Annotated in this window: 22 protein-coding genes and 1 pseudogene; 14 read left to right on the top strand and 9 right to left on the bottom strand. The window is 45.8% G+C overall.

The features are described 5' to 3' along the window. Positions 1–92: 92 nt before the first annotated feature. Positions 93–1,976: a T9SS type A sorting domain-containing protein gene (locus OXH39_12975; GenBank protein MCY3551365.1), complete on the bottom strand. Its 1,884-nt coding sequence runs from the start codon at positions 1,974–1,976 to the stop codon at positions 93–95. Positions 1,977–2,066: 90 nt separating this feature from the next. Beyond that, positions 2,067–4,613 carry a dockerin type I domain-containing protein gene (locus OXH39_12970; protein MCY3551364.1) on the bottom strand — a complete coding sequence of 849 codons (2,547 nt, stop codon included), beginning with the start codon at positions 4,611–4,613 and terminating at the stop codon, positions 2,067–2,069. A gap of 657 nt (positions 4,614–5,270) precedes the next feature. Here OXH39_12970 and OXH39_12965 point away from each other — a divergent pair. Continuing rightward, entirely contained in the window at positions 5,271–5,396 is a 126-nt protein-coding gene (locus OXH39_12965) for a hypothetical protein (GenBank protein MCY3551363.1), read from the top strand. A 637-nt stretch (positions 5,397–6,033) separates the two neighbouring features. Further along, positions 6,034–8,232 (top strand): sigma-54 dependent transcriptional regulator, encoded by a 2,199-nt coding sequence (locus tag OXH39_12960; protein ID MCY3551362.1) that lies wholly within the window; start codon positions 6,034–6,036, stop codon positions 8,230–8,232. Between the two features lie 8 nt (positions 8,233–8,240). Here the strand turns inward: OXH39_12960 and OXH39_12955 are convergent, their stop codons facing one another. Together OXH39_12955 and msrA are read right to left on the bottom strand one after the other, a co-directional pair. Then, entirely contained in the window at positions 8,241–9,875 is a 1,635-nt protein-coding gene (locus OXH39_12955) for an efflux RND transporter periplasmic adaptor subunit (GenBank protein MCY3551361.1), read from the bottom strand. Further along, positions 9,868–10,407, bottom strand: a complete 540-nt coding sequence (gene msrA / locus OXH39_12950) for a peptide-methionine (S)-S-oxide reductase MsrA (protein ID MCY3551360.1) — start codon at positions 10,405–10,407, stop codon at positions 9,868–9,870. Before msrA ends, OXH39_12955 begins: the two co-directional genes overlap by 8 nt. 144 nt (positions 10,408–10,551) lie before the next feature. Here msrA and OXH39_12945 point away from each other — a divergent pair, with 144 nt between their 5' ends. After that, a complete protein-coding gene (locus OXH39_12945) occupies positions 10,552–11,223 on the top strand; it encodes a HEAT repeat domain-containing protein (protein ID MCY3551359.1) in 672 nt (223 codons plus the stop codon). Here the strand turns inward: OXH39_12945 and OXH39_12940 are convergent. The 3 genes from OXH39_12940 to OXH39_12930 form a co-directional block, all read right to left on the bottom strand. Beyond that, positions 11,220–12,188, bottom strand: a complete 969-nt coding sequence (locus OXH39_12940; protein MCY3551358.1) for a DUF6178 family protein — start codon at positions 12,186–12,188, stop codon at positions 11,220–11,222. The genes OXH39_12945 and OXH39_12940 overlap by 4 nt on opposite strands. Further along, the gene (locus OXH39_12935; protein MCY3551357.1) at positions 12,172–12,978 is read right to left on the bottom strand and encodes a DUF6178 family protein; all 807 of its coding nucleotides are present in this window, start codon (positions 12,976–12,978) and stop codon (positions 12,172–12,174) included. The genes OXH39_12940 and OXH39_12935 overlap by 17 nt, the downstream gene beginning before the upstream one ends. Before the next feature lie 79 nt (positions 12,979–13,057). Then, positions 13,058–13,822 carry a sugar phosphate isomerase/epimerase gene (locus OXH39_12930; protein MCY3551356.1) on the bottom strand — a complete coding sequence of 255 codons (765 nt, stop codon included), beginning with the start codon at positions 13,820–13,822 and terminating at the stop codon, positions 13,058–13,060. 397 nt (positions 13,823–14,219) lie between these two features. Between OXH39_12930 and OXH39_12925 the strand changes: the two genes are divergently transcribed. The 4 genes from OXH39_12925 (at position 14,220) to OXH39_12910 (ending at position 17,653) form a co-directional block, all read left to right on the top strand. After that, on the top strand, positions 14,220–15,002 hold the full coding sequence (locus OXH39_12925; protein ID MCY3551355.1) for a hypothetical protein: 783 nt from the start codon (positions 14,220–14,222) through the stop codon (positions 15,000–15,002). 78 nt (positions 15,003–15,080) lie between these two features. Further along, positions 15,081–15,884: a hypothetical protein gene (locus tag OXH39_12920; protein MCY3551354.1), complete on the top strand. Its 804-nt coding sequence runs from the start codon at positions 15,081–15,083 to the stop codon at positions 15,882–15,884. Positions 15,885–15,916: 32 nt separating this feature from the next. After that, the gene (locus tag OXH39_12915; GenBank protein MCY3551353.1) at positions 15,917–16,798 is read left to right on the top strand and encodes a formylglycine-generating enzyme family protein; all 882 of its coding nucleotides are present in this window, start codon (positions 15,917–15,919) and stop codon (positions 16,796–16,798) included. 66 nt (positions 16,799–16,864) lie between these two features. Beyond that, on the top strand, positions 16,865–17,653 hold the full coding sequence (locus tag OXH39_12910) for a VCBS repeat-containing protein (GenBank protein ID MCY3551352.1): 789 nt from the start codon (positions 16,865–16,867) through the stop codon (positions 17,651–17,653). A gap of 306 nt (positions 17,654–17,959) precedes the next feature. On the opposite strand, the gene OXH39_12905 is transcribed toward OXH39_12910, so the two are convergent. Beyond that, complete coding sequence (locus OXH39_12905; GenBank protein MCY3551351.1) at positions 17,960–18,376, bottom strand: hypothetical protein; 417 nt, start codon at positions 18,374–18,376, stop codon at positions 17,960–17,962. Positions 18,377–18,919: 543 nt separating this feature from the next. Between OXH39_12905 and OXH39_12900 the strand changes: the two genes are divergently transcribed. From OXH39_12900 to OXH39_12870, 7 genes and pseudogenes are all read left to right on the top strand, one after another. After that, a complete protein-coding gene (locus OXH39_12900; protein MCY3551350.1) occupies positions 18,920–19,570 on the top strand; it encodes a hypothetical protein in 651 nt (216 codons plus the stop codon). Between the two features lie 13 nt (positions 19,571–19,583). Further along, entirely contained in the window at positions 19,584–19,883 is a 300-nt protein-coding gene (locus OXH39_12895; protein ID MCY3551349.1) for a hypothetical protein, read from the top strand. A gap of 56 nt (positions 19,884–19,939) precedes the next feature. Beyond that, entirely contained in the window at positions 19,940–20,209 is a 270-nt protein-coding gene (locus tag OXH39_12890) for a hypothetical protein (GenBank protein MCY3551348.1), read from the top strand. Between the two features lie 124 nt (positions 20,210–20,333). Further along, the gene (locus OXH39_12885) at positions 20,334–20,531 is read left to right on the top strand and encodes a hypothetical protein (protein ID MCY3551347.1); all 198 of its coding nucleotides are present in this window, start codon (positions 20,334–20,336) and stop codon (positions 20,529–20,531) included. A 202-nt stretch (positions 20,532–20,733) separates the two neighbouring features. Further along, positions 20,734–21,144 (top strand): annotated as a pseudogene (gene tnpA, locus OXH39_12880) (IS200/IS605 family transposase). A 608-nt stretch (positions 21,145–21,752) separates the two neighbouring features. After that, positions 21,753–22,601 (top strand): CRTAC1 family protein, encoded by an 849-nt coding sequence (locus OXH39_12875; protein MCY3551346.1) that lies wholly within the window; start codon positions 21,753–21,755, stop codon positions 22,599–22,601. A 119-nt stretch (positions 22,602–22,720) separates the two neighbouring features. After that, complete coding sequence (locus OXH39_12870) at positions 22,721–23,116, top strand: hypothetical protein (protein ID MCY3551345.1); 396 nt, start codon at positions 22,721–22,723, stop codon at positions 23,114–23,116. Here the strand turns inward: OXH39_12870 and OXH39_12865 are convergent. After that, positions 23,091–24,443, bottom strand: coding sequence for a mandelate racemase/muconate lactonizing enzyme family protein (locus OXH39_12865; GenBank protein ID MCY3551344.1), 1,353 nt, complete (start codon positions 24,441–24,443; stop codon positions 23,091–23,093). The two genes, OXH39_12870 and OXH39_12865, sit on opposite strands and share 26 nt — an antisense overlap. Positions 24,444–24,462: the final 19 nt, after the last annotated feature.

Genomic DNA, 24,462 nt, shown 5'->3' with positions numbered 1-24,462 from the left:
TCCGCGTAGTGGCGGAGACATCCTGTTTATCCACAGTATCACAGTGTTAGGATAAGTGCAGATTTCTCAACGTGCCATCCGCTAAGAGAGCACTACTTACGAATTAGCATCCGCCGGGTGGTTGTGAAATCACCAGCAGACAACATATAGAAATAGACACCACTTGCGACAGGTTCCCCGTAAGTGTTCCTACCATCCCAATATGCTGCACGCGTCCGGTCTTGGTAGTGCCCCGCGGGCTGGTATCCTACGTCCAAGGTACGTACCGTACGCCCGTTAATGTCATAGATTGTCAACCTAACATCAGCCGGTTTTGCTAAGTGATACGGTATCCATGTCTCTGGATTGAACGGATTTGGGTAATTTGATAGGAGTGCTGTCGCCATAGGAGGCAAGAGCGTATGAAATTGTTCCAGTGCTGCAATACCATCAAAAAAAGCGGGATCGCTCTCCCACACCTGTTTGGTTTCCATCATCCACTGTTTGACTGTGTCTGGTGTGAGGCGGGCGATGTTCGGCGCAGCAAACACCCCTGCATCCTCTAATTCCTTCGCTATTAACTCAATATCCGCAAAATCGACAGTGCCATCGGTGTTAAGATCTGCGTGTGTCTTAACGGCAATGGAGACATCACTAATAACACCGGAGGCTTCATAATCTTTATAAATGTCCTTGACAGTAGCGTCTGTAATATCCTCGATCGTATCACCCGTTGTTGCAGGTGCACTATTCAATCCAAACTGCGCGACAACTATCAGGAAATCGTTTTCATCTATGCTACCGTCACCGGTGAGGTCTGGTAGTTCTTCTACTTTAGGCGTAAAACTTGCGTGAATGGTATAACTTCCAGTCATGTTAGATGATGCTGTGACTCTGACGTAATAAATCTGGGGAATTACGTCGTGGTGGATGCGAAAGTTTAAGCCGCTGCCACTATTGTTATTCCTTGTTTTATCACCTGTGGCTCTTTCGAGTTGCCCAAAGGTATCAAGGTTCCCGGTAGTATAGAGAGTCAACTCCCCTCTACTTGGGACTTCTACGCGAAAGTAATCTGCATCATTGCCCATTTCTATCACACCGGGGAGGGACCCGTCTCGGGGAAGTGGTGTCGCATCAGCCCAGGTATTGCCGTGGTCATCGGATTCAGGCGTAAAATTCGCGCGGAGTCTATAATTTTCAGTGCTGTTTTCGGTGGTTCCTGTGACTTTGATGTAATAAATCCCGGCATTCACATTGTGACGAAGACGCAAGTCTTCTATTGGACCGTACTCTATATCATCGTTTGCAGGCACGGAACCTGTGCTATCTTGGAGTTCTATAACTACGTCACGCCCGAGGAAGGTATAAAGGCGCAACTCCCCCGGACCGCTTATCTTCACCTCAAAGTAATCGACATCACTGTTCGGCTTTATCGCACCCAAGCGAGCCCCGTCTACACCCAAGGAGAGTCGTGTCGCCTTGGCTTTTGTATTTCCATGGTCATCTACATGAGGAAGTAACAAGTTCCTGTCAACATCAGAGAGAAGTGTCCCCGTTCCGCTGGAAAGGTCCCCCTCAACTAAATTCAGAAGATATGAGGTGGTGACATCAAGAACCTCGAAGTACAATGTAATGATGGTGCCGTCCCCGCTGTGTTGACTTGGAGGAAAAGTCACAATAGGAAAACGCAAGCGCGTTTTGGTGGAATGCAGTTCGCCAAACTGCATTTTTCCGTAAAATGCATCATCCGGAAAGAACCTGCCTTTTTCAAAATCAGCATATTTGAGCACAGTGGGATTGTACGTTAGCCAAACTTGGCACCCAGTAACGTTCTGTCCATGTTCAATGACAATATCAACAGAAAATATATCCCCTACATCGGACGGTGTCAGAGAAGAAGGCTCAATACGCATAACCGTATCCTGTGAGAAAACAATCGGTGAAAAAAGCAAAATCAATAGCACACTTAGAATTGAAATAAGTATCTTATTTTTCATCTGTTTGTCCTCCTTTTGCGGATATATCGCTTCACTGGAGCGAAGATGGAATATCCTTCTTTTTTATTGTTCCTCACTGTTTTTGGAAGTCTACTTCCGTATCAACATCTTACGCGTTGAGGTAAAATTACCTGCTGTGAGTGTATAGAAATACACGCCACTTGCGACACGCTCACCAAATTTGTTGCGTCCATTCCAGTACGCGGCTCGGTGCTTTGTCTGGTAGTTTCCCGCAGGTTGATGTCCCAATTCAAGTGTCCGTACCAACTTTCCATCCGCAGCATAGATAGTCACCGTCACATTCGCATCCGCTGCCAACTGATACGGTATCCACGTCTCCGGGTTAAACGGATTGGGATAGTTCGGCAAGAGTGCTGTCTCTTTCGGTGTTAGTGCTAACAAGAGCTGCTCAAGAAAGCGGATACCGCGTTGTGCTGTTGGATCTGTCAGATTAAGTTGTTGTGCTTGTACCAGCCACTTTTGCACTTCTGCTTGTGTAAGATTAGCTTCTTGAAGTTGTGAAAATGTTCTTGGCGCAGCGTTTTGGTTGCTTTCAATCGCCGCCGAAACCTCAACAAGGTCTATAATATTGACAACACCGTCTTTATTAACATCCGCTGGGTTGTCTTCTTCTGGAACCGACTGCCCGAAACTTGAGGCGACCAACACTAAATCTTGGATATTGACAACGCCATCACTGTTGACATCCGCAAACAACGACTGTATCTCCTCAACACCTTCAAATAGCATGGATACATCCCAGAACTTTATGGCTGTGTCAGTACTCCCACTGACAAGGGTTTTGCCATCACCAGAGAGTGCTATACTCGTAACGGCAGCCACATGCGCGGTGAGGGTGAATCTGTCAGCACCTGTCGGAACATCCCAAAACCTTATGGTTGCGTCAGCACTCCCACTGATAAGGGTTTTACTATCAGGACTGAACGCAACGCTTGTTATTGAATCCGTATGTCCAGCAAGCGTCCGTTGGTGTGCACCTGTTGCAGCGTCCCAGAGCAGAATCGTCGTATCACCTAAATCCCGTAGGTAAGGTGCTAAACTCAAATTATAGCCTGAACTCCCACTGGCAAGGGTTTTACCATCAGGACTGAAGGCAACGCTTGCGACCGATTTTGTATGCCCCGTGAGCGTGCGAATGTCTTCACCTGTCATGGCATTCCACACTCGGAGGGTAGCGTCCCACCCGCCACTGGCAAGGGTTTTACCATCAGGACTGAAGGCAACGCTTGCGACCGCGCCTGATTGATGACCGGTAAGGGTAAAAACAATCGCACCCGTCGCAACATGCAACAAATAGATACTTCCGGCACCATAGCTGGCGGATCGCGCACCAACAGCGAGCATTTTACCATCAGGGGAGAAGGCGAAACTATCGATCAGATGCGCACTGAAACTTATTATCTCTTTGTCTGTATTGACATCCCACAAACGCAGCGCATCTGTCCTCCCACTCCCACTACTGGCAAGTATTTTGCCATCAGCGGAGAATAAGAGCTTACCCCCTGTTGCCGGTAAACTCCGCAGATATTTTTTGGTTCGGGACTCCCAAAAGAAAATCCCCCATCCCTGTCCAGACCCGCTCACAACCGTCTGTCCATCGGGAGAAAACGCAACACTATGGACAGCAGACCGGTGCCCCGTGATGATGCGAACTTCTTGCAAAGTATGGGTATCCCACAACCAGATGACATCAGGTCCGTGAGAGATCGTTTTTTCATCCTGACCCCCACTGGCAAGCAACGCCCCATCCGGCGAAAAAGCGATGCCTCCCGCTCCTGTCGTGAGCGTCTGCTTCAGAAAACCTGTCTTGACATCATAGAGAGAGAGTTGTATACCACGTTTACTCGCAAGGGTTTTGCCATCAGGAGAGAACGCGACTCTACTCTTCGTGGCATAACTTGCTCTGATATTGTGAAGAACTTCACCCGTATCGACATCCCAGAGGCGCACGGTTTCGTCCCCGCTACTGGCAAGTATTTTGCTATCCGGTGAAAAAGCGACATGATTGACGCTGCGCGCATGTCCTTCGAGCCTGCGGATAACTTCACCAGTCTTGACATCCCAGAGTCGGAGCGTTTGATCCTTGCCACCACTGGCAAGCAACACGCCATTGGGAGAAAACGCAATACTATTGACCTCACCCGTATGATCTATAAGTATTTGCTCGAATCTGCCTGTTTCCGTATTCCAGAGCCGGACCGTTCTATCCCAACTTCCACTGGCAAGGGTCTTGCCATCCGGCGAAAAGGCAACACTTTGGACATAAGACGTATGCCCCTCGAAGGCGCGAACGGATTCAGTGTTGACCTCCCAGACCCACACGGCGTAACCCAACCGATTCACAATGGCAAGCAACGCACCATCGGGAGAAAACGCAATACTATTGATCCGCTCAGCTATGAAGGTCTGGCGAAGGCTCGCTGTCATCGTATCCCAGAACTGGATTCCAAACCTGTCCCTGACGCTCGCAATCGTCTGTCCATCCGGACTGAAAATGACATCGGTACTACTTCCCGGAGACGTAAGCGTAACTACCGGTATATCTTGTGCGAAGCCGTTTAAGGTGAATAGAGTTAAGAGCGTCAGTAATACCAAGAGTGTTTTTAATTTTTTCATCGTAAATTCTCCTTGAAAATTGATTTGATACGGGGGTTTAGAGTATCTCCACAAGACTTGAAACGTTTTTGTTTTCTGCAGACTTATCCAGATGTCGTAACCCGCGCTCACTCGAAAACTAATCTAATCTCCTAAGGTAGTGATTGATGTCCAAGATCGTTGAACATAAATAATCAGCAAGATACATGCCAAGTATTCGGCGCGAAAATGCCAATTCCAGCACAAGTCTTGCAAGAAACAGCAGAGGTTTTGCAAACAGCATTCATTGACATTTTTCTGGAATCAGGGCTTACGCACTTTTCATGAATTCCTACATATTACACGCTGCTGACGAAATTTGAGACCTCGCTGACAAAGGCGTTTGCGTAATTCCTGAACCTTTCAGGTGCTGATGTCGAGGGCATCGCCAACAAAACAGAAACAGCAAGTGGCTGTAAAGTATAGATACACCACCATCAGTGAAACAAAAAAATTGTGGTATTTGGACGTTGTATTTTCAGACGCATACCCAATTGCCAGTTGGGTGGAGACGGGGGTAGAGGGATCTACCCTGGCAATCCGTCTCCAACGTCCATTCGTAATGATACAAAATCTTCCGAAAAAAATCAAGTAAAATTACGATGCTGCTTAGAATACCATATACATCAGTTAGGATGTATGATAGACTTAAACACGCACTGGCAATCTACGCTTGGCAGTGCCGCGGTTCGGGAGACTGACCCTCTCGCCGAACCACCTATGAAGGATTTTACGGATGCCAAAACATATTATAGCAGAAATTAAAATAAATACAACATTTTTTTTTGTTAGCCCAATTTTTGTGTGAACCGCAGTCGCCACCGAACAAATTTTAGTGGTTGATGAATATTTCCTGTGCACTTTCGGCATGCTGTTTGCATTTTGTTACCGAACTCTCGCACAAATAATAGCAAGATCTATGCCAAGCGAATTTCGTCAATATTAGGCGCGAAAACGGAGATTCCAGCATAGGTTTTGTAAAAATCGGCACAGGTTCTGTAAAAATCAGCACAGGTTTTGTAGAGAAAGTTGGATGTAAGATATCATAATAATTTATCGTTAGATATAGATTTTATTATTTAATTTGAATAATTATCAAAATTGGCTTATTATAACTTAATAGTGCATTCAACTGCCTCGCGATCAGTTTATTAGAAACGAATAGACTGTTCCGGCCTTGGCGGTATCCACCACCTGCGATTAAATTATTATTATTATAATGTCTATTTTATCAAAACGTCCACCTCCAGATATGGGTCTCGAGCTCTTATGCTGTAGAGATGCTATCTGTCTCTGTCCAAGGAATCTTCATTACAGATAGGAAAAACAACTGAATCTCGTGCTATCATACCGTGAAATCTTAAGTTGACAACATATTATGGTGAACATAGGAGACAAAGTAATGGAAGAAAAAGTATTAATCATTGATGATAATCAAAGTTTTGGCGAATTGAAGAGTTTCCTGACGGATAACGACTATTCCCCTATCATCGTTAACACCGTTCGTAAAGGCTTGGGAAAGATTAAAAAATGTGAGGATCGGATAGTTGTCTTGCTCAATGTAGAATCGTCAGCGGAAGCAGGTTTGAAGGCGTTGGCGCGAATTAAGAAAGACCACCCTACGGTAATCGTAATTATAATCGGAGCGGGGGTACAAACAGCGAGAAAGGCAATGCCTCTGGGAGCATTGGATGTTCTGTCTACAGACACCGATATAGAACATATCCGTAAGGTGCTTGACGGGGCGCTTAAACGGTTATCTATCCGCCCTCCCATTTCTGATGACGACTCTGATGAAAATGAAAAAAGTCCTAAGGACCCGCATCCGCTCGTTGGAGAGCATAAAGACATGTTTGAACTAAACAAATTAATTGGACGTGTAGCCCGCTATGAAGTTTCAGTCCTGATTGAAGGTGAAACAGGCACAGGAAAGGGATTGGTTGCGCGCTTAATTCACGAAGAAAGCGAGCGTGCAGATGAACCGTTTATCGCAATTGATTGTGGTGGGATACCCAGTGAACTCCTTGAAAATGAGTTGTTTGGTCATGAACCGGGGGCGTTCGCGGATGCGAGAGAGAGGAAACCTGGGCTATTCGAGGTAGCTGATGGGGGCACCCTTTTTCTTGATGAAATCGGCAATATGGCACTAAGACTCCAAAGTAAACTCCTGAATGTGCTGCAAACAAGAAAGATCAGGCGAGTGGGTGGAATTGAGGAGCATACGGTGGATGTGCGGATCATCACTGCTACCAATCGGAAATTGGAGAAAATGGTGGAGCGTGAGGAATTTCGAATGGATCTGTTTCATCGTCTCTGCGGCTATAAAATCTCCCTGCCGCCGTTGCGAGAACGGAAAGAGGATATTCCATTACTTGTGGCGTACTTTCTGCAGCGTATTGAGGAAGAAAATGATAAGCCAATATACGGTGTTTCTGAAGAAGTGCTGAAATTGTTCCAAGAGTATAATTGGCCCGGCAACGTCCGAGAGTTAGACAACTGCCTCAAAAGCGCGACAACCAATTCCCGAGGCGAGGTGATTTTACTGGACGACCTCCCACCAGAAATTCAGAAATATAGAGACGATGGAGGTTCCGAGGAAGATGTCGGAAATACACCTTCGGAAACGCTGGTGGCACCGGTATATGAAAACCTTTTTAATTTGCCGGTCGTAGTATTTTGTCAGTTTATCTCTGATGCGAGGTCAGATGTCACTGACAACCAAATCGCCAGGTGGTGGGTAGAGTTTTCTAATTATGGGCGCGACCGTGCCGATAAGGCCAAACGCAAAATTGATGATTGGAGGGTCGAATGGAACACGACTTGGTTCACGCTTCCTGATTTATCGGAACGCATTAAGGCGGTGGTTGACGACGCTCTTTCTCAATTATCAAATCGGCATAGGATGGGTTCCGAAGCCGAACCTATCAGCATAAAAGGAAGAACACTCAGAGGTAGCGTCACAGCAGTTCTGCAGGAGATCGTAAAGGCACATGGTGGTGACAGAGAAAAGGCTGCGAAAGAATTGGATATGACTGTGAAGGAGCTGGAGAAGCGGCTCTCGTATATTGTCAACGAAAAGGAGTATGAGGGTGATAAAGAAAAGGCTGCGGGAGTGTTGGATATTCCTGTACAGCAGCTGGAGGAGTGGCTATCATATTGGACCGAAAAAGACAGAGATGATAGGAAAAATGCACTTCAAACTACTATAGAGCCTTCACGTGAACTCGAACGATTTCGGGGTGAGGATATCAGAAGACTTCTCACAAAGTCAGTCATTTCCTTTGTTTTGGAGTTTTTCCCGCGTATAGAATGGCGGGATAAAAGTCCCGGTGCGAAAATACGGGTTGTCCATCTCGCTTTGAAGATTTTATCTAAGCGTTTGACTGGAGATCGTGCGCGTTTGACTGAAGCTCATGGTTGTATCTATTTTGGCGGCATGACCCTTTCGCAAATTGAAAGGAATATTTATCGCCGGGCACCATACCTATACAAGAGCCCTAAGGAAGCCATTGAGGCACTCGACGTAGACCCGAGAAAGTTCAAGGAGTACTGGCCTGAGAATAAACCATTCCCAAGTCATTACACACTTTTTACGGGTTAGGATCGATTCTAATCCCGCACAATGGACACCGGCGTTCCGTCCTGTAATCGGTGTTGTTCACCAACAATTATTAGTGTTCCGTTCAAAAGTCTTGAGGTAACCTCTATCTCCCCACCGTAAACAGCACCAACGCTCACCTGTTCTCGGCGTGCTACATTCTCTTCAACCTTAAAGAGAGTCCCGCTGCCGTTCTGAATGTGTAAAACCGAGTGCAAAGGGACCAATTGGACATTTTTCCGTTCACCTGTTTTGATGGAAACCGTGATCGCACCGCCCGGCCTCAAACCGCCGTTGTGAGAGAGTGTTCCCATAGAATTTGGCACGTTGGCGTGGACAAGCACTGTGTTATTTTCACGGTTAACTGTCGGACTGATAAAATCAATTGTGCCGACAATATTCCGAATACCGGCGTTCGTGGAAATCAGGGCGAGTTCGCCGCTATGAATGCGGCGAGCATCTGCAACAGGCATACTCCAAATTGCTTTGAGGGTGTCAACGCCGATTACTGTAAATACAGGTTTTCCGGTAGGCGATGTAGCGGGTCGGGCGTGGTCTCCTACACTTAAATGACGCGTTAAAATAGTGCCATCAATCGGGGACTTAATAGTTGCCTCATCCATCTGTTCCCGCGCAACTTTGAGTTGTTCTTCGGCTTGACTCACCGCCGACCTCGCAATCGCAATCTCTTGTTCCCATGATTTTGCGTCCACCAGTTTCTGCGCCGAGTCGCGGTCTGCTTGTGCCTGTGTGACCTTTGATTCTGCGAGAGCGATCTCGCGCTCCCAGCTGCGGATTTCCACCAGTTTCTGCGCAACAGCGAGTTCTGCTTTCGCTTTCTCTATGGAAGGATGTGTTGAACCTTCCGCAAACTTTGATGCTGTGCCCTGCGCCTCTTCTAAACGGATTTCTGCCAATTTCAACCGCTTTTCTACCGATTCAAAATTGCTATCACTGATGAGTTGTTTTTCATGAAGCGATTTGTTTCGATCGTAATCCGCTTTCGCGTCATCCCGCTCCACTTTTGCGCGTTCCAGTGCTTGTTCAGCATTTGTTTTCGATTTTTCAATTGTCTCTTTGGCCGCTTTGTGCCCCGATTCCGCCTGTATCAGTTGGTTACGGACGCGTATTTCAGCGAGTGATCTCGTCTCGACAAGTTGCGACTGTGCTGTCATCAACTTCTCCTCTGCAACTGCTAACTGAGATTCGATACCTGCCTGGGCGTTCGCCTCCTTCAATGTGAGTTGGGATTGCGCACTGCTCAATGTTGACTCTGCCCGTATCACCGCAAGTGTGACTTCACTCGAATTGATTTCAGCGATGACATCGCCTTTCGCCACACTTTGCCCAACAGTCGCATTCAGACTAACAATCTTCCCCGAAACATTGGCAAATATACTTACCTCTGCCTGCGGTTCTAAATGTCCAGCGTACTGCGTTGTCGAAACAATCGTCCCGCGTCTCGCTGTTATAACCGGTACGGCGATTGATGATGTCTCTTGGGCAATCGTGATGCCAACACTGAAAAAACAGATAAGCACACCAAAAATAGTTTTCAACTTTCGGCTTTTAAAGTTCTCTTTGTCGACTGCTGACTCCCGAGAGCCAGCGGCTGTTCCTGACTTCAAAATGTGTCTATTAATCATTTTTAAGTTTATCCTTAAAATCTTTTGTGAATTTTCGCATTTTTGGATGAATTATAAATTGACAGTACGCCTGATTTGGATTCAATTGAAAATAGTTTTGGTGGTAGTCTTCAGCGGGATAAAAGACATCAGCTGGCGTAATTTCTGTCACAATCGAGTTATCCCACATATCGGAGGCATCCATCTCGGCTTTAGATTGTTCCGCGGTTTGTTTTTGTGCTTCCGTGTGATAGTAAATCGCGGAACGGTATTGGGTGCCGACATCACCACCCTGCCGATTTAAGGTCGTCGCATCATGCGTGTGCCAGAAAACTTCCAACAGTTCTTGGTATGAAATAACGGCTGGATCAAACTGAAGCTGAATCACTTCAGCGTGCCCCGTCATTCCCATACACACTGCTTGATATGTCGGGTTAACAGTCGTGCCACCGGTGTATCCAGAGACGACCTCGTGAACGCCTTCCAATTGCAGAAAGACTGCCTCAACACACCAAAAACAACCTGCACCAAATGTCGCTGTCTCTAATTTCATCTTTTTATTGACGGTTTTCGCACCGCGGCGAACCCCGTGTTTCTCCTTTAGTGATATAGTGTAACGTCCATTCACCGACGAGGTTTCCAACTTTCAAACGTAACAACTTGCAAAAAGCCGAAAACGCTGCTATAGTCACAACCTATGAAGTACTTTCTTTTAATCCTCATTCTTTTGTGTCTGGTAGCATGTCAGTCGCAGGAACAACAGGCAAAAACGCTTGTTGATCAACTCGGTGACACAGAAGCAGCACGTCGCACCAAAGCCGCCAAAGCCTTAGTCAAAATGGGACCGGAGGCAATCAACGCACTCATCCACGGGCTATCCGATGAAAATCCGCAGATTCGTGAGATGTCTGCCTGGACGCTCAGCGAAATCAAGACCCCCGCTGCCCGTGTTGTTCCGGCACTTATTTCTGTGCTCACAGATCCCGACGAAAATATCCGCGTCGTCGGCTCTGTCGCCCTGCAAAATTTGGGTGAACCTGCCGTGCCGTATCTCATTGATGCCCTAACAGCAGAATCAGCGGATATTCGATTGAATGCCGCTTATGCCTTAGGTGAAATCGGCACACCGCTTGATACGATTTTGCCTGCCCTCATTAACGCACTCACAGATCCAGTGTGGAACGTCCGCCGTCTTGTCGTGCGTGCTTTGGGGACAATAGGCACCCCCGCAGTTGAACCGCTAATTGAAGCACTCAATTCGCCCGAACCTGAACTTCGTCGCATGGCGGAACGTGCTTTGAACGATATTGGCACCCCACGCGCACGCAGAGCAATCGCGGATGCAAAGAAAACGTTGTCCGATCGCTAAGACGCTTCAGATGAAACCAGTCGACCCTCCATTCGGAGACAATCATCCCAATAAGAGACCGCATACGCCTTCACAGGTTCGGGTTGGTGTGTCTGTTCAAGATACTGCGTGATCCAGTCGAGCAACTGCTCTCGGAGCGATGATCGAATCTCACCGTCCTCATAAGCCAACTTATGAAAATCTTCCCGTGTGTCAGGGTCTAACTGAAAATCAGCTTGTCGATAGAGTACAAGATTGACTATCAAACCGAGTGTGAGGTGTTCAATGGGATTCGGAAAGATGCTGAGCGGCGGATCCAGCATGAACAGATTATCCAATGGCAAGGCTCTTACGTAATGGCAACGATTCTCGATACATGCCAACTGGCGGTCGATTAGGTCGATTTCAGACAAGTGGAGCAGTGATCTTGGGGTATCTGTATCTCTGATTGTTACCTGAAGCGTCCGAATAGTGGTTCTGTAGGTCAGCAACGCCTTTAGAAATTCAAGTTCCGCTTGCGTATAAATCTGGATACCTTCTGTTTCAAGGTCTGTATAGGTGGTGCCGAGGGCGCGTTCCTCGTCTCTGCTCGGAGGCAGAATCACACCGTCTTCCAAAAGATGGCGCGCCCTACCCAACAATTTTTCTGCCAGTGTATTGCCGATTTGAAAAAATTTGACGACCCGGGTTTTACGAAGAAGTCGAACCGCTTTGTCAAGATCGCCTTTGCTCCCGTATTCCAACCCAAGACTGGTGAGCGTAAACGCAGTCTGAATCTGCGTCCGCAGTCCCGATTCATCCGAGAGGTCTCTCGTCTTCATTGTAATGAGTTTGTGGGCAATGGCGGCAATGTTCTGATAAAGCGTATCCGCCTCCTCACGAGGGATGCCACCAAGCGTATCTCCGTGCGCCAACGCTTGTGCGAGGAAGAGCCTCCCGTCAAGCGTCGCCTCCGACACAAGAGAAAACTTATTCGTCTTCGTCATCTTCGTCCTCGTCATCATCAAATGTAAGCGACTCTAAGTCAACTTTTTCTATGAGGTCAGACTCAGTAACATCAATGCCGGCTTCTTTATCACGTGCTTCGACGCGTTGGGCTCTGTCGGCTTGTACAGCATCGAAAACGGCGGCGAGTTCATCCTTAATATTGCCTTCTGTATCAATCAAGAAGAGTTCCTGAATGAACGCTACGAAAATTTCATCGTCCGCTTCCCACATGGCATTACAAATCGCTCGAGCACGCTCATCTGCATAATCAATCGCTGGTGAACCTGGATCTAAGTAGCCTGCTTCAAGAAGCATTCCGGTGTGGTCATCCTTGAGTGCGACACGTCCATGGAGAAGCACCGCCAATAGGCGGATATCGAGTTCTCTGAGAAATCGTCCGAGGTCGTCCCGCTCACATTCAGAAAGTTCAAAAAGCCAGAGGTCCAATGACTCTTCATCGAGTTTACCTTCTCGCCAAACAGCGATGTCCAGTAGCTCCTCAAATTGCTCATTTGAAAGACACGGCAATAGGACTGAAGCGAGTCCCGTGCCGAGCATTGTGTCCAAAACTTGGAGGACTTCCTCGGTCGGACTTTCTTGGATAAGTTCCGTACAATCAGGCACGAGATAATAGAGTTTCTCTCTGGATCTCGGGTTGCGAGTTGCACTCAGAATTTCCAATTGCTGCTGCTTCTCGTAACTTTGAAAGAGTTGCTCCGCTTCGCGTGTCGGTAGAGACAGGAGTTTTTTACTTTCGGAGTGGGGGACTATCGTTTTTGGACTATTCATGCCAACGCCTCCGTCATGAGTCGAGAGCCGATGTTGATACTACAAAATTCCAATGACGAATGGGATTTTTGCTGTTGCCTCAAAAACTGTTCCTCACGAAATTGAGATTTTTTGCCGCAGACGCAACGGGATCGTCCTTACCGGGTGTTTCCAGTACAAACCAACTGTCATATCCAACAGCATGCGCGGCGTCAAAGACTGCTGGAAAATCGACATCGCCTTCACCCGCATGATTACCACCAGTGTCTTTGATGTGCATCTGTGTGATTGCGCTGCCCAAGCTCCGAATCTCGGACGGCGAATCATAGCCGAATCCGGTCGCGTTCCCCATATCGTAATACACGCCGACAGCTGACGAACCGACGTTATCAATAATTTGTTGGTGTTGTTCCGCGCTTAAAGTCGATTCAATAGCGAGGAAAACCCCATGTTTTTCAGCGGTTTCAGCAGCCGCCTTCAATCCATCAAGAAACCGTGGCGCGTTGATGTGGTCATCTTGGATCTGTCCACCACCGAAGAACGGCACCAGAATCACATTCGTGCCGAGTTGTGGACACGTCTCTGCCAAATATTGCAATTTCGCAATGCCTTCGCTCCGCGTGCTATCGGTCGGATGCATGAACGAATACGCAGTGAAACCGCCCGGTGATAGCGAAGACACCTCAATACCAGCAGCTTCTGCCAAACTGTTCACTTTATCGATCCCGCCATCCTCCCAAAGCACATGTTCGCGGTAATTCGCTCCCATACAAATTTCAACACCATCAAACCCGATTTCTTTTGCCTTCTGAAACGATTCTTCAAAGGAAACGGGTAACATCCCGTCCCGAATGCCTACCTTCATAGTTTGCCTCCTAAAGAGTATAACCTACAATTTGGACTGAATTTTGCACCAATTCTGATTTTAACATAGTCTTAGCGCGAATTGCAAGGAGATCTGCTTTTTTATTACGCTCATTTAGTTTTCCAAAGAAAATGTGTCAAGTGCCTCTGATAAGCGGGATTTAGGGGGTTAATATCAGTTGAAAAAGCAAAAGTTAAAATAGCCCTGTTTTTTTAGATTCATTATTAAGTACGAAATTTCGGGGAAAAAGTTGATTTTTTCCAGTTAATTATGTTAATATATTCTAAACTAACTATCTGTATGGACGAACCGAAGTCAACCGAGAGAAGAGAGAAAGAGAACTCTTTTGAAACCTGACAGATGTCGTCCCGTACAAAAAAATAGAAAGGATGTTTTAATGAAACAGATTACTTGCATAATTGCAATTCTGATTTTCTCTGTATGCCTCATCCCTGGCGTTTTCGCACAAACGTTGATGAGTGATGAATTTAATGGAACGGGTCAAAGCCTTCAATCCTTTTGGCAGGTCAAGGATGGCGATAAAAGTCCTTGGGAACTAAAGGATGGACTGATCGTTGCCGAGGCGGGATTCGATCAAAACGTGTGGACTGATGATACCAGTACGCGTTTCTATCAGATCACAGATCAGGACCAGTTTGACATCGAAACGTTGATGGTTGTTGATTACGGCGATGCTTGCACTGTTGCTGGCATCATTGTGTATTCCGCGACGACAAAAGATCACCAAAACCGTGATGGCCAGTGGGTGACATTGAAGTTGTGGGGTCGTGGGGCTGCACAAGGCAACAACGCTGTACTCCAGTACCAACGGCGTCAAAATGATTCTGCTGATTTAGGATACGTCGGCACACAACCCGACTACAATCCGGAGCAGGGCGTTATTCCAGTCGAACTGCGCGTCAAACGCGATGGCGACGAATATGAATCATGGTTCAAGCCGAATGCAGAAGGCGATTGGATCCCGGTCGGCAAAGCGACGAACGAACTTGAAGAACCGCTCGAAGTCGGTCTTTATGTCGGCATCTGTGAAGGTGCAAGCGAAGCAGGCAGGATGACTGTCACTTTTGACTACTTCCGTGAAGCATCAAGTCCGGTAACGCCTGTTGATCCGCGCGGTCGACTTGCAGTCACGTGGGGCGAACTCAAAGGACAACAATAATAGCGAACGCTATTTGTAATTTTTGAAGTTGCTGGCGACTCCGTGTCGCCAGTTTCTTTATGGATATGGAGAAAAAATTTGAAAACAGCAACTATTTTATTACTTATTGGTTTTGCGATGCTTTTAGGCACACTTTCTACTGAAGCCGCGCCTTCCCTCGGTGACCCGTTTGACGGAAACGCTTTGAAAAATCCGAATTGGAAATGGAAGACCGCTGACGAGGAAGGCGTTGAACCGAAGAAGTGGGATATGGGCAAAACGAAAGCCGGATGGCTTCATGTCACGGGTGAACTGAACCGCAATCTCTGGCCCTCGGACACAACGAATCGACTCTATCAGGAACATGAAGGTGATTTTGATGTAGAAACACATCTCTACATGGACTATGAAGATGCTTGTGTCGTCGCAGGTATCGCTGCCTACTCACCAACAACGAAGGATCGCCAAGGTCGCGAAGGCGAATGGGTGACGATTAAACTCTGGGGACGCGGTCCCGCAAACGGTAACGATGCTGTCATCCAATATCAAAAACGACAGTTCGATGCCGGTGAAGGTCTTGTCGGTGTCGTTCCGGGATTCCAGGATCCCGCAGGTGAAATGGATCTCTACATGCGACTCCGCCGTGAAAAAGACACTTTCACAGCATGGTGGAAACGGGAAGCCAAAGATGCATGGATAGACATCGGCGAAACCGAACAGGAGTTTGATAAACCGCTTGAAGTCGGTATCTACGTCGGTATCTGTGACGGCAAAGGTAAACAGATCGCGCAGTTTGAATATTTTGAAGACCGCCTTGTGCCTTTTGATGTCTCGCCTCGTGCAAAGTTACCAATTGCTTGGGGGGAGTTAAAACGGAGGCATAGCGTACCGAATCATCGTTAGCATTTGCATAATTTCAGAGAGACGAATAGAAAATGAAACGCGCCTGCTTTGCGATTGTCATACTTTTCCTTGCTGTCTATAGCAACTCCGCTGTTTCCGAAGTTAGCAGTGCTGCCCAACAAGTCCTCACCACTATAGAGTGGGTCTCTATTCCAGAAGGCACCTTTCTAATGGGTTCAACTCCTGAAGAGGCGAAAGCCGCCTATGAGGATGCCAAACTGCGAAGTTCCATGCTGGAACAGCATACTTTTGATGCCGAACTGCCCCAGCATCAGGTCTATCTGAGTACTTACGAGATCTCTCGGTATGAAATCACCAACGCACAATACCGTGCCTTCGTTGAGGCGACAAATCGCCCGACACCGCGCGGACACAATGGCGAGAAGACATGGGAAGATGAAACGCTCAACGGCGACACGCAACCTGTTGTCGGTGTGACATGGTTCGACGCACAAGCGTTCGCAGAGTGGATCGGCGGAAGTTTACCGACTGAAGCGCAGTGGGAACGCGCAGCACGCGGCACGGTGGCACGAACATATCCGTGGGGAAACACACCGCCAAAAGCACGCCAGCACGCCAACTTCGCACGCCGCTATAATCGTCCAATGCCAGTGGGACACTTTCCGAAAGGTGAATCTCCCAACGGCATCGCAGACCTTGCCGGAAATGTGTGGGAGTGGTGCCTTGATGAATACAGCCTGACAGCATACCAGCGAAATGGTGGAGAGGTGTCTCGAAATCCGGTCAACCTCCGCTTCCGAGACGTACTTCGGGCAAGAGTTATCCGTGGCGGTGCGTGGGATGTCGGCAGTGCCTTCCTGCGTTCAGGCTTACGGTTTAAATTCTATCCTTTGGACTCGACGCATACCATTGGGTTTCGGGTTGTCCGTCCACGTCCAGAAATAAAAAACTAACTTCCTGCCACTATTATGTTCCAACCCAAACACTACCTGCTTTGCTTGCTGACCTTCTTCCTTCTCATGTTTCCTGTACTCGGTAGGACTGAACCTTATTTCCGCGATGTAACCGATGCCATGGGGCTTGACTTCAAGCATGTCAACGGCTTTTCTGCGGAACGCCGACTCGTTGAGACGATGGGCAGCGGTGGTGCTCTCTTCGACTTCGATAACGACGACGATTTGGACCTCTATCTCGTTCAAGGCAATTCGCTCTCCGTATCCACAGAACCGCCACCCAAAAATCGGCTCTATCGCAACGACAGTGGTATCTTTGTTGACATCACTGAATCTGCGAACGTCGGCGATACCGGCTACGGACTCGGTGCCGTCGCAGCGGATTACGATGGGGACGGGAACCGCGACCTGTACATAACAAACTTAGGAAAAAATGTGCTCTACCGCAACAACGGCGATGGCACCTTTACAGACGTAACCGAGCAAGCACAAGTCGGTTGTCCGCTGCTGAGTGCAAGTGCGGCATTCGCTGACATTGACAGAGACGGCGACTTAGATCTCTATGTCTGTAACTACGTCGAATACGCGCTGGAGACCGACATCCCGTGTTACTACAAAAACACCCTACGTATCTACTGCGGTCCCAACGAGTATCACGGCATCGCCGATGTGCTCTACCGCAACAATGGCGACGGCACCTTCACAGATATTACGAAATCCGCTGGTGTCTATGAACCGACGACACGTGGACTTGGAGTCGTCTTCACCGACGTAAACAACGACGGTTGGGTGGACATCTACGTTGCAAACGACATGTCTCCGAATACGCTTTTTATCATCATCTTCCGACCCTAAAACTCCTACCTTTAGGTTGGAGATACAGGGTCGGCACAATAGCAATTTAATCAAAAACATTCATACTAATTCAAAAAATGCGATATACTCTTGGGAATTTCCCAACACGTTTCGCATAATTAAAATGCGTGAATGAAAAAATCATCCACGCGGTAATGCCTTGAATAGGTTGCGCGCGGGGTTCATCTCAGATACGCGCGGTTTTAGACTATCCAACACATTCCTTAAATAATACCACAAAAAGCCCTTTAAGTCAAAAATTAATTTTGGCTCATTGGGCTTTTGTGTTCTATAAAAACTATATCGCTAAGAATCGTTTTCTTTTTTGTTTTTAGATGTATAACTTTCTACGAAATCTTTGAGTTTAGCATCGTCGCCGCGTTCCTTCATAAACTCTGCGAACTCATCAAAAAACTTTTGTTCAGCTATATTTTCACCTTCAGCAATACCTTCGGCTTTGCTTTTTTCGATTCTTTTCTGTTGTCGTTCTGAATACCAATCTGATAATAACATGATTAAGTCAATAACTCCTATTATTACAGCTGATAATGCTGTGCTAACTTGGGCAGCTATAGCTGCATTATTCATGATATTCTGAAAAGATTGGTATCCTTTCAGAGTCTGCTTAATTTCATAATCTATGGCTAATACACTACAGATTACAAATATTGCTGAGAATAAGAAAAGAGAAAATCCAATTCTTATCTTTTTCCACTCATTCATAATATACTGATAGTTTTATAGCAATTTTCCCTTCACTCATCATAATCTCTATTAGCATATTTCCGGCAAAATCGTTCTATTTGTAATAACGTTTCCTTTATTCTGCTCTGATTAAATCTGATATAACCAAGGATATTAGAAAACTCATTGCAGACAAGCCATATCCGCCAAAAAAGGAATATCGCAAATACCAATACAGATACTGTGAGCAACTGTATTGCAATATCCAATGTAGAAGTAAAAGATTGAACCCAGTTCATACGATACTCCTTTTTAATAACAAGTTGAGAATGCATTTTTCCCTTGACTTTTCAAATTTAATATGCTAATATAAATAACTGAAATGTGCAGGATGGACTGCCATCCACCCTGCACTCGTAAAATTAGACAGTTTTGATCTGGCTTTAAAGATTATTCTGCCTAAGTTGCGCGGAGGGCGTTTTTACGTCCTCCACTCACCATTTTAAATTTTAGCAGGTTAATTTTTCTATGTCAACTTAAAAATGTCTAATATGTTTCAATCCTATACTTTGGAGAAAAACAATGATTAGACTAACGACCATTGCTATATTCTGCATGTTAACTTTGATAGTTGCATGTTCAGAACAAGAACCTATTTCAACTGATGGCGAAATAGATGAAACTGCATTGCTTGCTCCTGATGCTGTAATCCCTGATCAACTTAATCCAAACAGTGATATAATCCTTGTTGAAACACTTTTGAAAAACAAATGGAAATACACAGGGAAAATTATAACTGTTCTTGGCTATTTGAATTACTGGGAAGATAATCTCTTTGAAGAAGATATTGCTATAATATCCGCACATAAGAATATCAGAGATATAACACATCCAAATCTTGCCGGAACATGGAGAAGTCCCAACTTACTCAAAATAATTGGCGAGATTAGCGATGTTAATGTTATCAGTGGCGAGATAAACCCCCCGCAAAAGAATCAACTGCATACGTTTGAAATCAAATTTATCGTGGAACGAGATTTTAAATTTCATGCTGAATTCTACGCGTCTTTACAAGATAGAATCGTATTATCTCTTGAACCGAATTTACCATATTTTCACCATGAAGGTTGTCCACATATTAAACTATCAGAAATACCTGCTGAACTATGGAATAGAATAACCATACAAGAAGCAAGGCAACAAAATTTTCAACCATGCGGATTTTTTAACTAAAAGGAGGCTTATAATGAATAGTGAATCTATCCATAAAATAATTTCTGATGCTTTTGATCTCACGGCTGTCGATAACAAGACTAAAGTTGAAATTGGTCTTTGCTTACTTGAAGATGCGATAATAGGGGAACTATCAAGGGGAGATAATGCACGTTACTTTCTTACGCATGACGAAATTACCGATAGGCTTAATTTGCCTCAGATAGGATATAGAAAAAACGCGATCGCAAGTTCCATGACGTATGATTTACAAGAAAGAGGAATTGTAACTATTGAAGGCAGGAAATGCTGGCTTAATTCTGTATTCGACTAATTTTCAACTTGACAACTCATTAAAAACGCGATATACTGCAATTGGAGGATGTATCTATGCCTATAAAAAATCCGCAAACTGCGTCTGATTACACATACAACGCTGTTGAACAAATAACCAAAAATAAGCCTGATCCTGTATTTACAATAAAAGAGGTTAAACCTGTATTCTTAAAACTGTGCGATCATCGTCTTAGCGAAAGAGATGTCGAATACACTATAATCAAAGATAGTGAATATCTGCCTGCACAAAAGGCTTACGGTGGATCTTCAGGCAAAAATTACTATAAACGTTTTGCTCACGGCAAATATAGATTTGTTAAATAACCCATAATTAAAAGCACGTATCACTTCCCTACCAAAAGATTTGATACGTGCTTTTCAACAAAAAGAGTCAATTAAACTCAAAATCCGAAATCAACTACGAAATCAGGAAAAGGAGTTAATTCACATGAAATACTCAGAATCAAATCTGACTATCATCACGTTTGATGGAGACGATGCAGAAAAATTAACTCAACGCTCCTCTGAAGATGCGACTGAGACAATTAAATACATCATTAAAAACGATAAAGAGGCAGATATTGATAATCTTGAAACCAAAACTCATATTTCAATTGTAGACTCTATAGTTGCACGCACTATATGATTTAAAAAGTCATACGCTTGGCGTGCATTGAAATATTGCCGGATGTATTTAAAAATCCATATACTACTCAAAATTTAGTTGCCATTTCATAAGTAATCGCGTATAATTAATGCATATCACGAAATGAATAGTAAATTTTAACTTGATTTTTCGTGAATATATATGCTTTAACGAAGCCCAATACTTTTGAAGGGGGAACTAAATGTTTGAGTCTGTTCGTTCTGAACCACGCTATAAATCAGCACATCACTATATTTGGGCTTGTGATTACCATGTGATCTTTTGCACAAAATACAGAAAACAAGTATTAACATCTGCCATACAAAAACGCCTAAAGGAAATCATCGTTGAAAAACAAGAGGATTACCACTATACACTAACTGCATTGGAAATCATGCCGGAACACGTGCATATCCTGATGTCTGTTGAACCGAAATATCCTGTTAATCGCATTGTAGGTAAAATTAAAGGTTATAGTTCGTTTTGCTTGCGTCGCGAATTCTTTGGGCTTAAGCGCATACGCTCATTATGGACAAGTTCAAAATTCATTGCATCAACTGGAGGCGTTACTTTAGAGGCTTTGAAGGAATACGTCGAAGGTCAAAAATACAAAGAATATACACAAAAACTGGATAGTCAACTTTTGCTGTTTGATAACTTAGAAACTAAACGAAAATGAAACTCAATTTTAACTTGACAGCGACTTTGTATATATGCTATAATCAGAATCGGTGAAACAGACAGCGTTTTAAAAAAATATATACCTGCCTAAAGTAAAACAAGTTTAAAAAATAAACCGTCCATTATTAACATGTGATTAGTAAATCATGGAGAATTCGACCATATTCAAAATGAACATGGTAACCAAGCATGTATTGGTAATATCGTTCTTCATCTTGTTGGTCGTTTTCATCGGGAGATTCAGCGAAAATGAATCGCTTTTCGCCATTTGCTGTAATGCCGAATCTGGTTTTGTCGTTGTGATAACCCATGTTATTTCTCCTTTAACATCTTTTGATTTAGTAATTACGATGATATACTAAGTGATTGGGCGGGTCTGTTCCGCCCTTTCATTTAATTATACATCAGTTAATCAAACTTGTCAAGTTTTTTCAAAAACGCGTATTGAAATTCAGAAAATGTTGCGAATCTAAAGTGCGTATCAAGTTTAACTTTAAATACTTTTTAACTAACAACAATGAATCCACGTTCTTTTAGAACGTGGAGAATGTCAAGAATCAAGGCGACGGGACCTTTCAAGAGGAGGGCGTGCTTCGCGGTGTTGCCTTCAATGGCGACGGTATAGCAAACGGTTCAATGGGCATAGACGCAGGCGACTATGACAACGACGGAGACATCGATCTCTGGGTATCGAATTTCTCTTTAGAGGCGAACTGTCTCATGCAGAACGATGGCAGCGGCTACTTTGAAGATGTAACGTTTGACACAAACCTCGCCGATCCGTCTTTCTATTCACTCGGTTTCGGCACCCGTTTCATTGATTTCGATAACGACGGTTGGTTAGACCTGCTCGTTGGGAATGGACACATCTGGGATAACGTCAAACAGATTGACGCGAAAATGAGCTACGCACAACCTGTCCAGCTGTTTCACAATCAGGGCGGCGCGCCACAGAACCATACCGGCTTCACTGAGATCACCGCTGAAGCGGGATTAGACAAAACCCACTATGTCGTACGCGGGATGCTCTTCGGGGATATAGATACAGATGGGGATGTAGATGTCGTCCTTTGCCAATCGAACCGTCCAACCGTAATTCTTAGCAACGAAGTTGGCAATGCGAATGCGTGGCTAACAGTGAAGTTGGTGGGTACAGATGGCAACAGGGATGCGATCGGCGCGCAGGTTCAGTTGGAGGCAGGCGGCATGACGTTCTTACGGGAGGTCATCTGCGGCGCAAGTTACCTGTCAGGGAACGACCTCCACCTTACCTTTGGATTAGGCACTGCTTCACGGATAGATGGTTTCAAAATTCGTTGGCACAACGGAGACGTTCAGAAATTAGGTGAATTGCCAGTTCGGCAGTCTATAACATTTTCACAGCATTGACACTTTTCGCTGTTAATACTACAATGGACGATAAGGTGGAATTAAGGGATGGCTGTTTTTTTTAATATCCAAGGTGTGTAGCCCGTAACGTAGTGGAGGGCGAGTATACGGAAAGGGACGTGAAATTCCTAACCTACCTGACCGAACCGCAAGGCAAAATTAAAAATATGAAGATTGTTGAAGAGAGAGAAGCGTGGATCCACACGCAATTCATCCTTGATAGTTTTTTCATCACAGCGCAGGAATGCCGACAGATTTCCATCAGCGTTGAACCGGAGTTAGGGCAACTCGGACTTCAGTATGGGTTGACATATCACATCGCGCCTTCAAAACACCGCGCCATCATCGTCCTTGAATGTATACCATTTGATTCGGTCAAGGCGATGGTGAAACAATTGATTAATGACGCGATCAAAGATTTTCCTGTCCGGATCCCGGAACAGCGGAACGTTGTCACCAATATTACTGTTGCCGACAGCGAAACGGAGGCTAATGACCGAGTCCCGGTGCAGTGAGGACCTGCGTTCCGACAGTGCCATCGGTGATGTTGAAAATCGAGGGGAATTCGTCTCGCCAACCGTCATTCGCACTTGGACAGAATTGACGAGCGTTGCCCTCAATAGCCGTTACACCGGGGATGCGAGCGGCGAGTCCAGCGGAATGTAAAAACGATGCTCCCGGACACGTCAAATCCTGCACAGCGAGGAACATATCGTATTCAGCGGCGGCAGCACCCATCAACAACGCCTGAGACTGCCCTTTACACGCTTTGAGCGCAACACCGGAATACCCTTGCTCGCGTGCCAACAGAAAGGTCTCAAAATCGGTAAGCGATTCGTCGATCACCACCGGTTTTATCTCAGCGGCTTTGTGCATCTTGTTTTCGGGATGCGCTTTCAGGTTCCGATCCGTCGGCTGCTCGATGTAGGCGAGGCGTTGGAAAGCGGCGGGTTCCGCCTCCTGAATCTGGTTGAGGAACGCCAATAGATATTCAACATCCTGACAGGTTTCGTTGAAATCAGCAGAGTAATGCCAAGTATCAACACCGCGTTCCGCCTGCGTTTCCGCGGTGACTTTATCGATTGCGAGAACGCGTGCAACGTCCCATGCTAAATCATCGCCGTTGAGTTTAATTTTCAGATGCGTTAACCCATCAGCGACAATCCATTCGGGGAGCGTTTCCGGTAGACCGTCATTGAGACGTTCTGCGATATCCGCGTCGGTGAGTGGGTCCAATGCACCGATGAGATGATAGAGGGGCATATTAGGTTTCGGTTGGCGTGCGGTATATTGGTCCAGATATTTTCCGGTGAACTGTTCATTCAAAAAATGCGACAGATCTGCCTCAATAAAGTTTTCGCCCAATCCGTCGTAACTATTGATGCCGTTTGCCTTTCCGAATGCGTCGTGAATCGCAGCATCAATCGGACTCGTTGTAACGACAGTACAGAGTTTCGGCATCGGTGACGCGAGTTGCATGGTGTCGGACAACGCATCGGCAATCCGTAAAAATTCGGATTCAAGCACTTCGGAAAGTTCAAGCGGATGCGCGCACAGTTCGCAATCTTGTGTAGCCGCTACCGCCAATTCGGCGAGTTTTTTCATCGCTGCGAGACTCTGGTCGAAAGGCGCGTAACGTGGTGGGAATGCCCAGACGTTGCCGAGTGGCATGGAACCTGTACCTTCTGCCACTTTTCCGTCGCGCGTCTGAACTTGCATACGGACGTTAAAGAGGACGCAGTGATCTGTCGGCACACCCCCGAACTTGAGCGGGGTCCGGTATTGGTGTTCTTCAAAGTCGTAATGAACGTCAAGGATGCGGATATCCGTAGGTTTTGGCATAATTTCCTCGTTGTAATGT

It is taken from the genome of Candidatus Poribacteria bacterium, assembly GCA_026702755.1.
In the GTDB taxonomy this organism is placed as follows: domain Bacteria; phylum Poribacteria; class WGA-4E; order WGA-4E; family WGA-3G; genus WGA-3G.
This window is presented reverse-complemented; position numbering and strand designations above follow the sequence as displayed.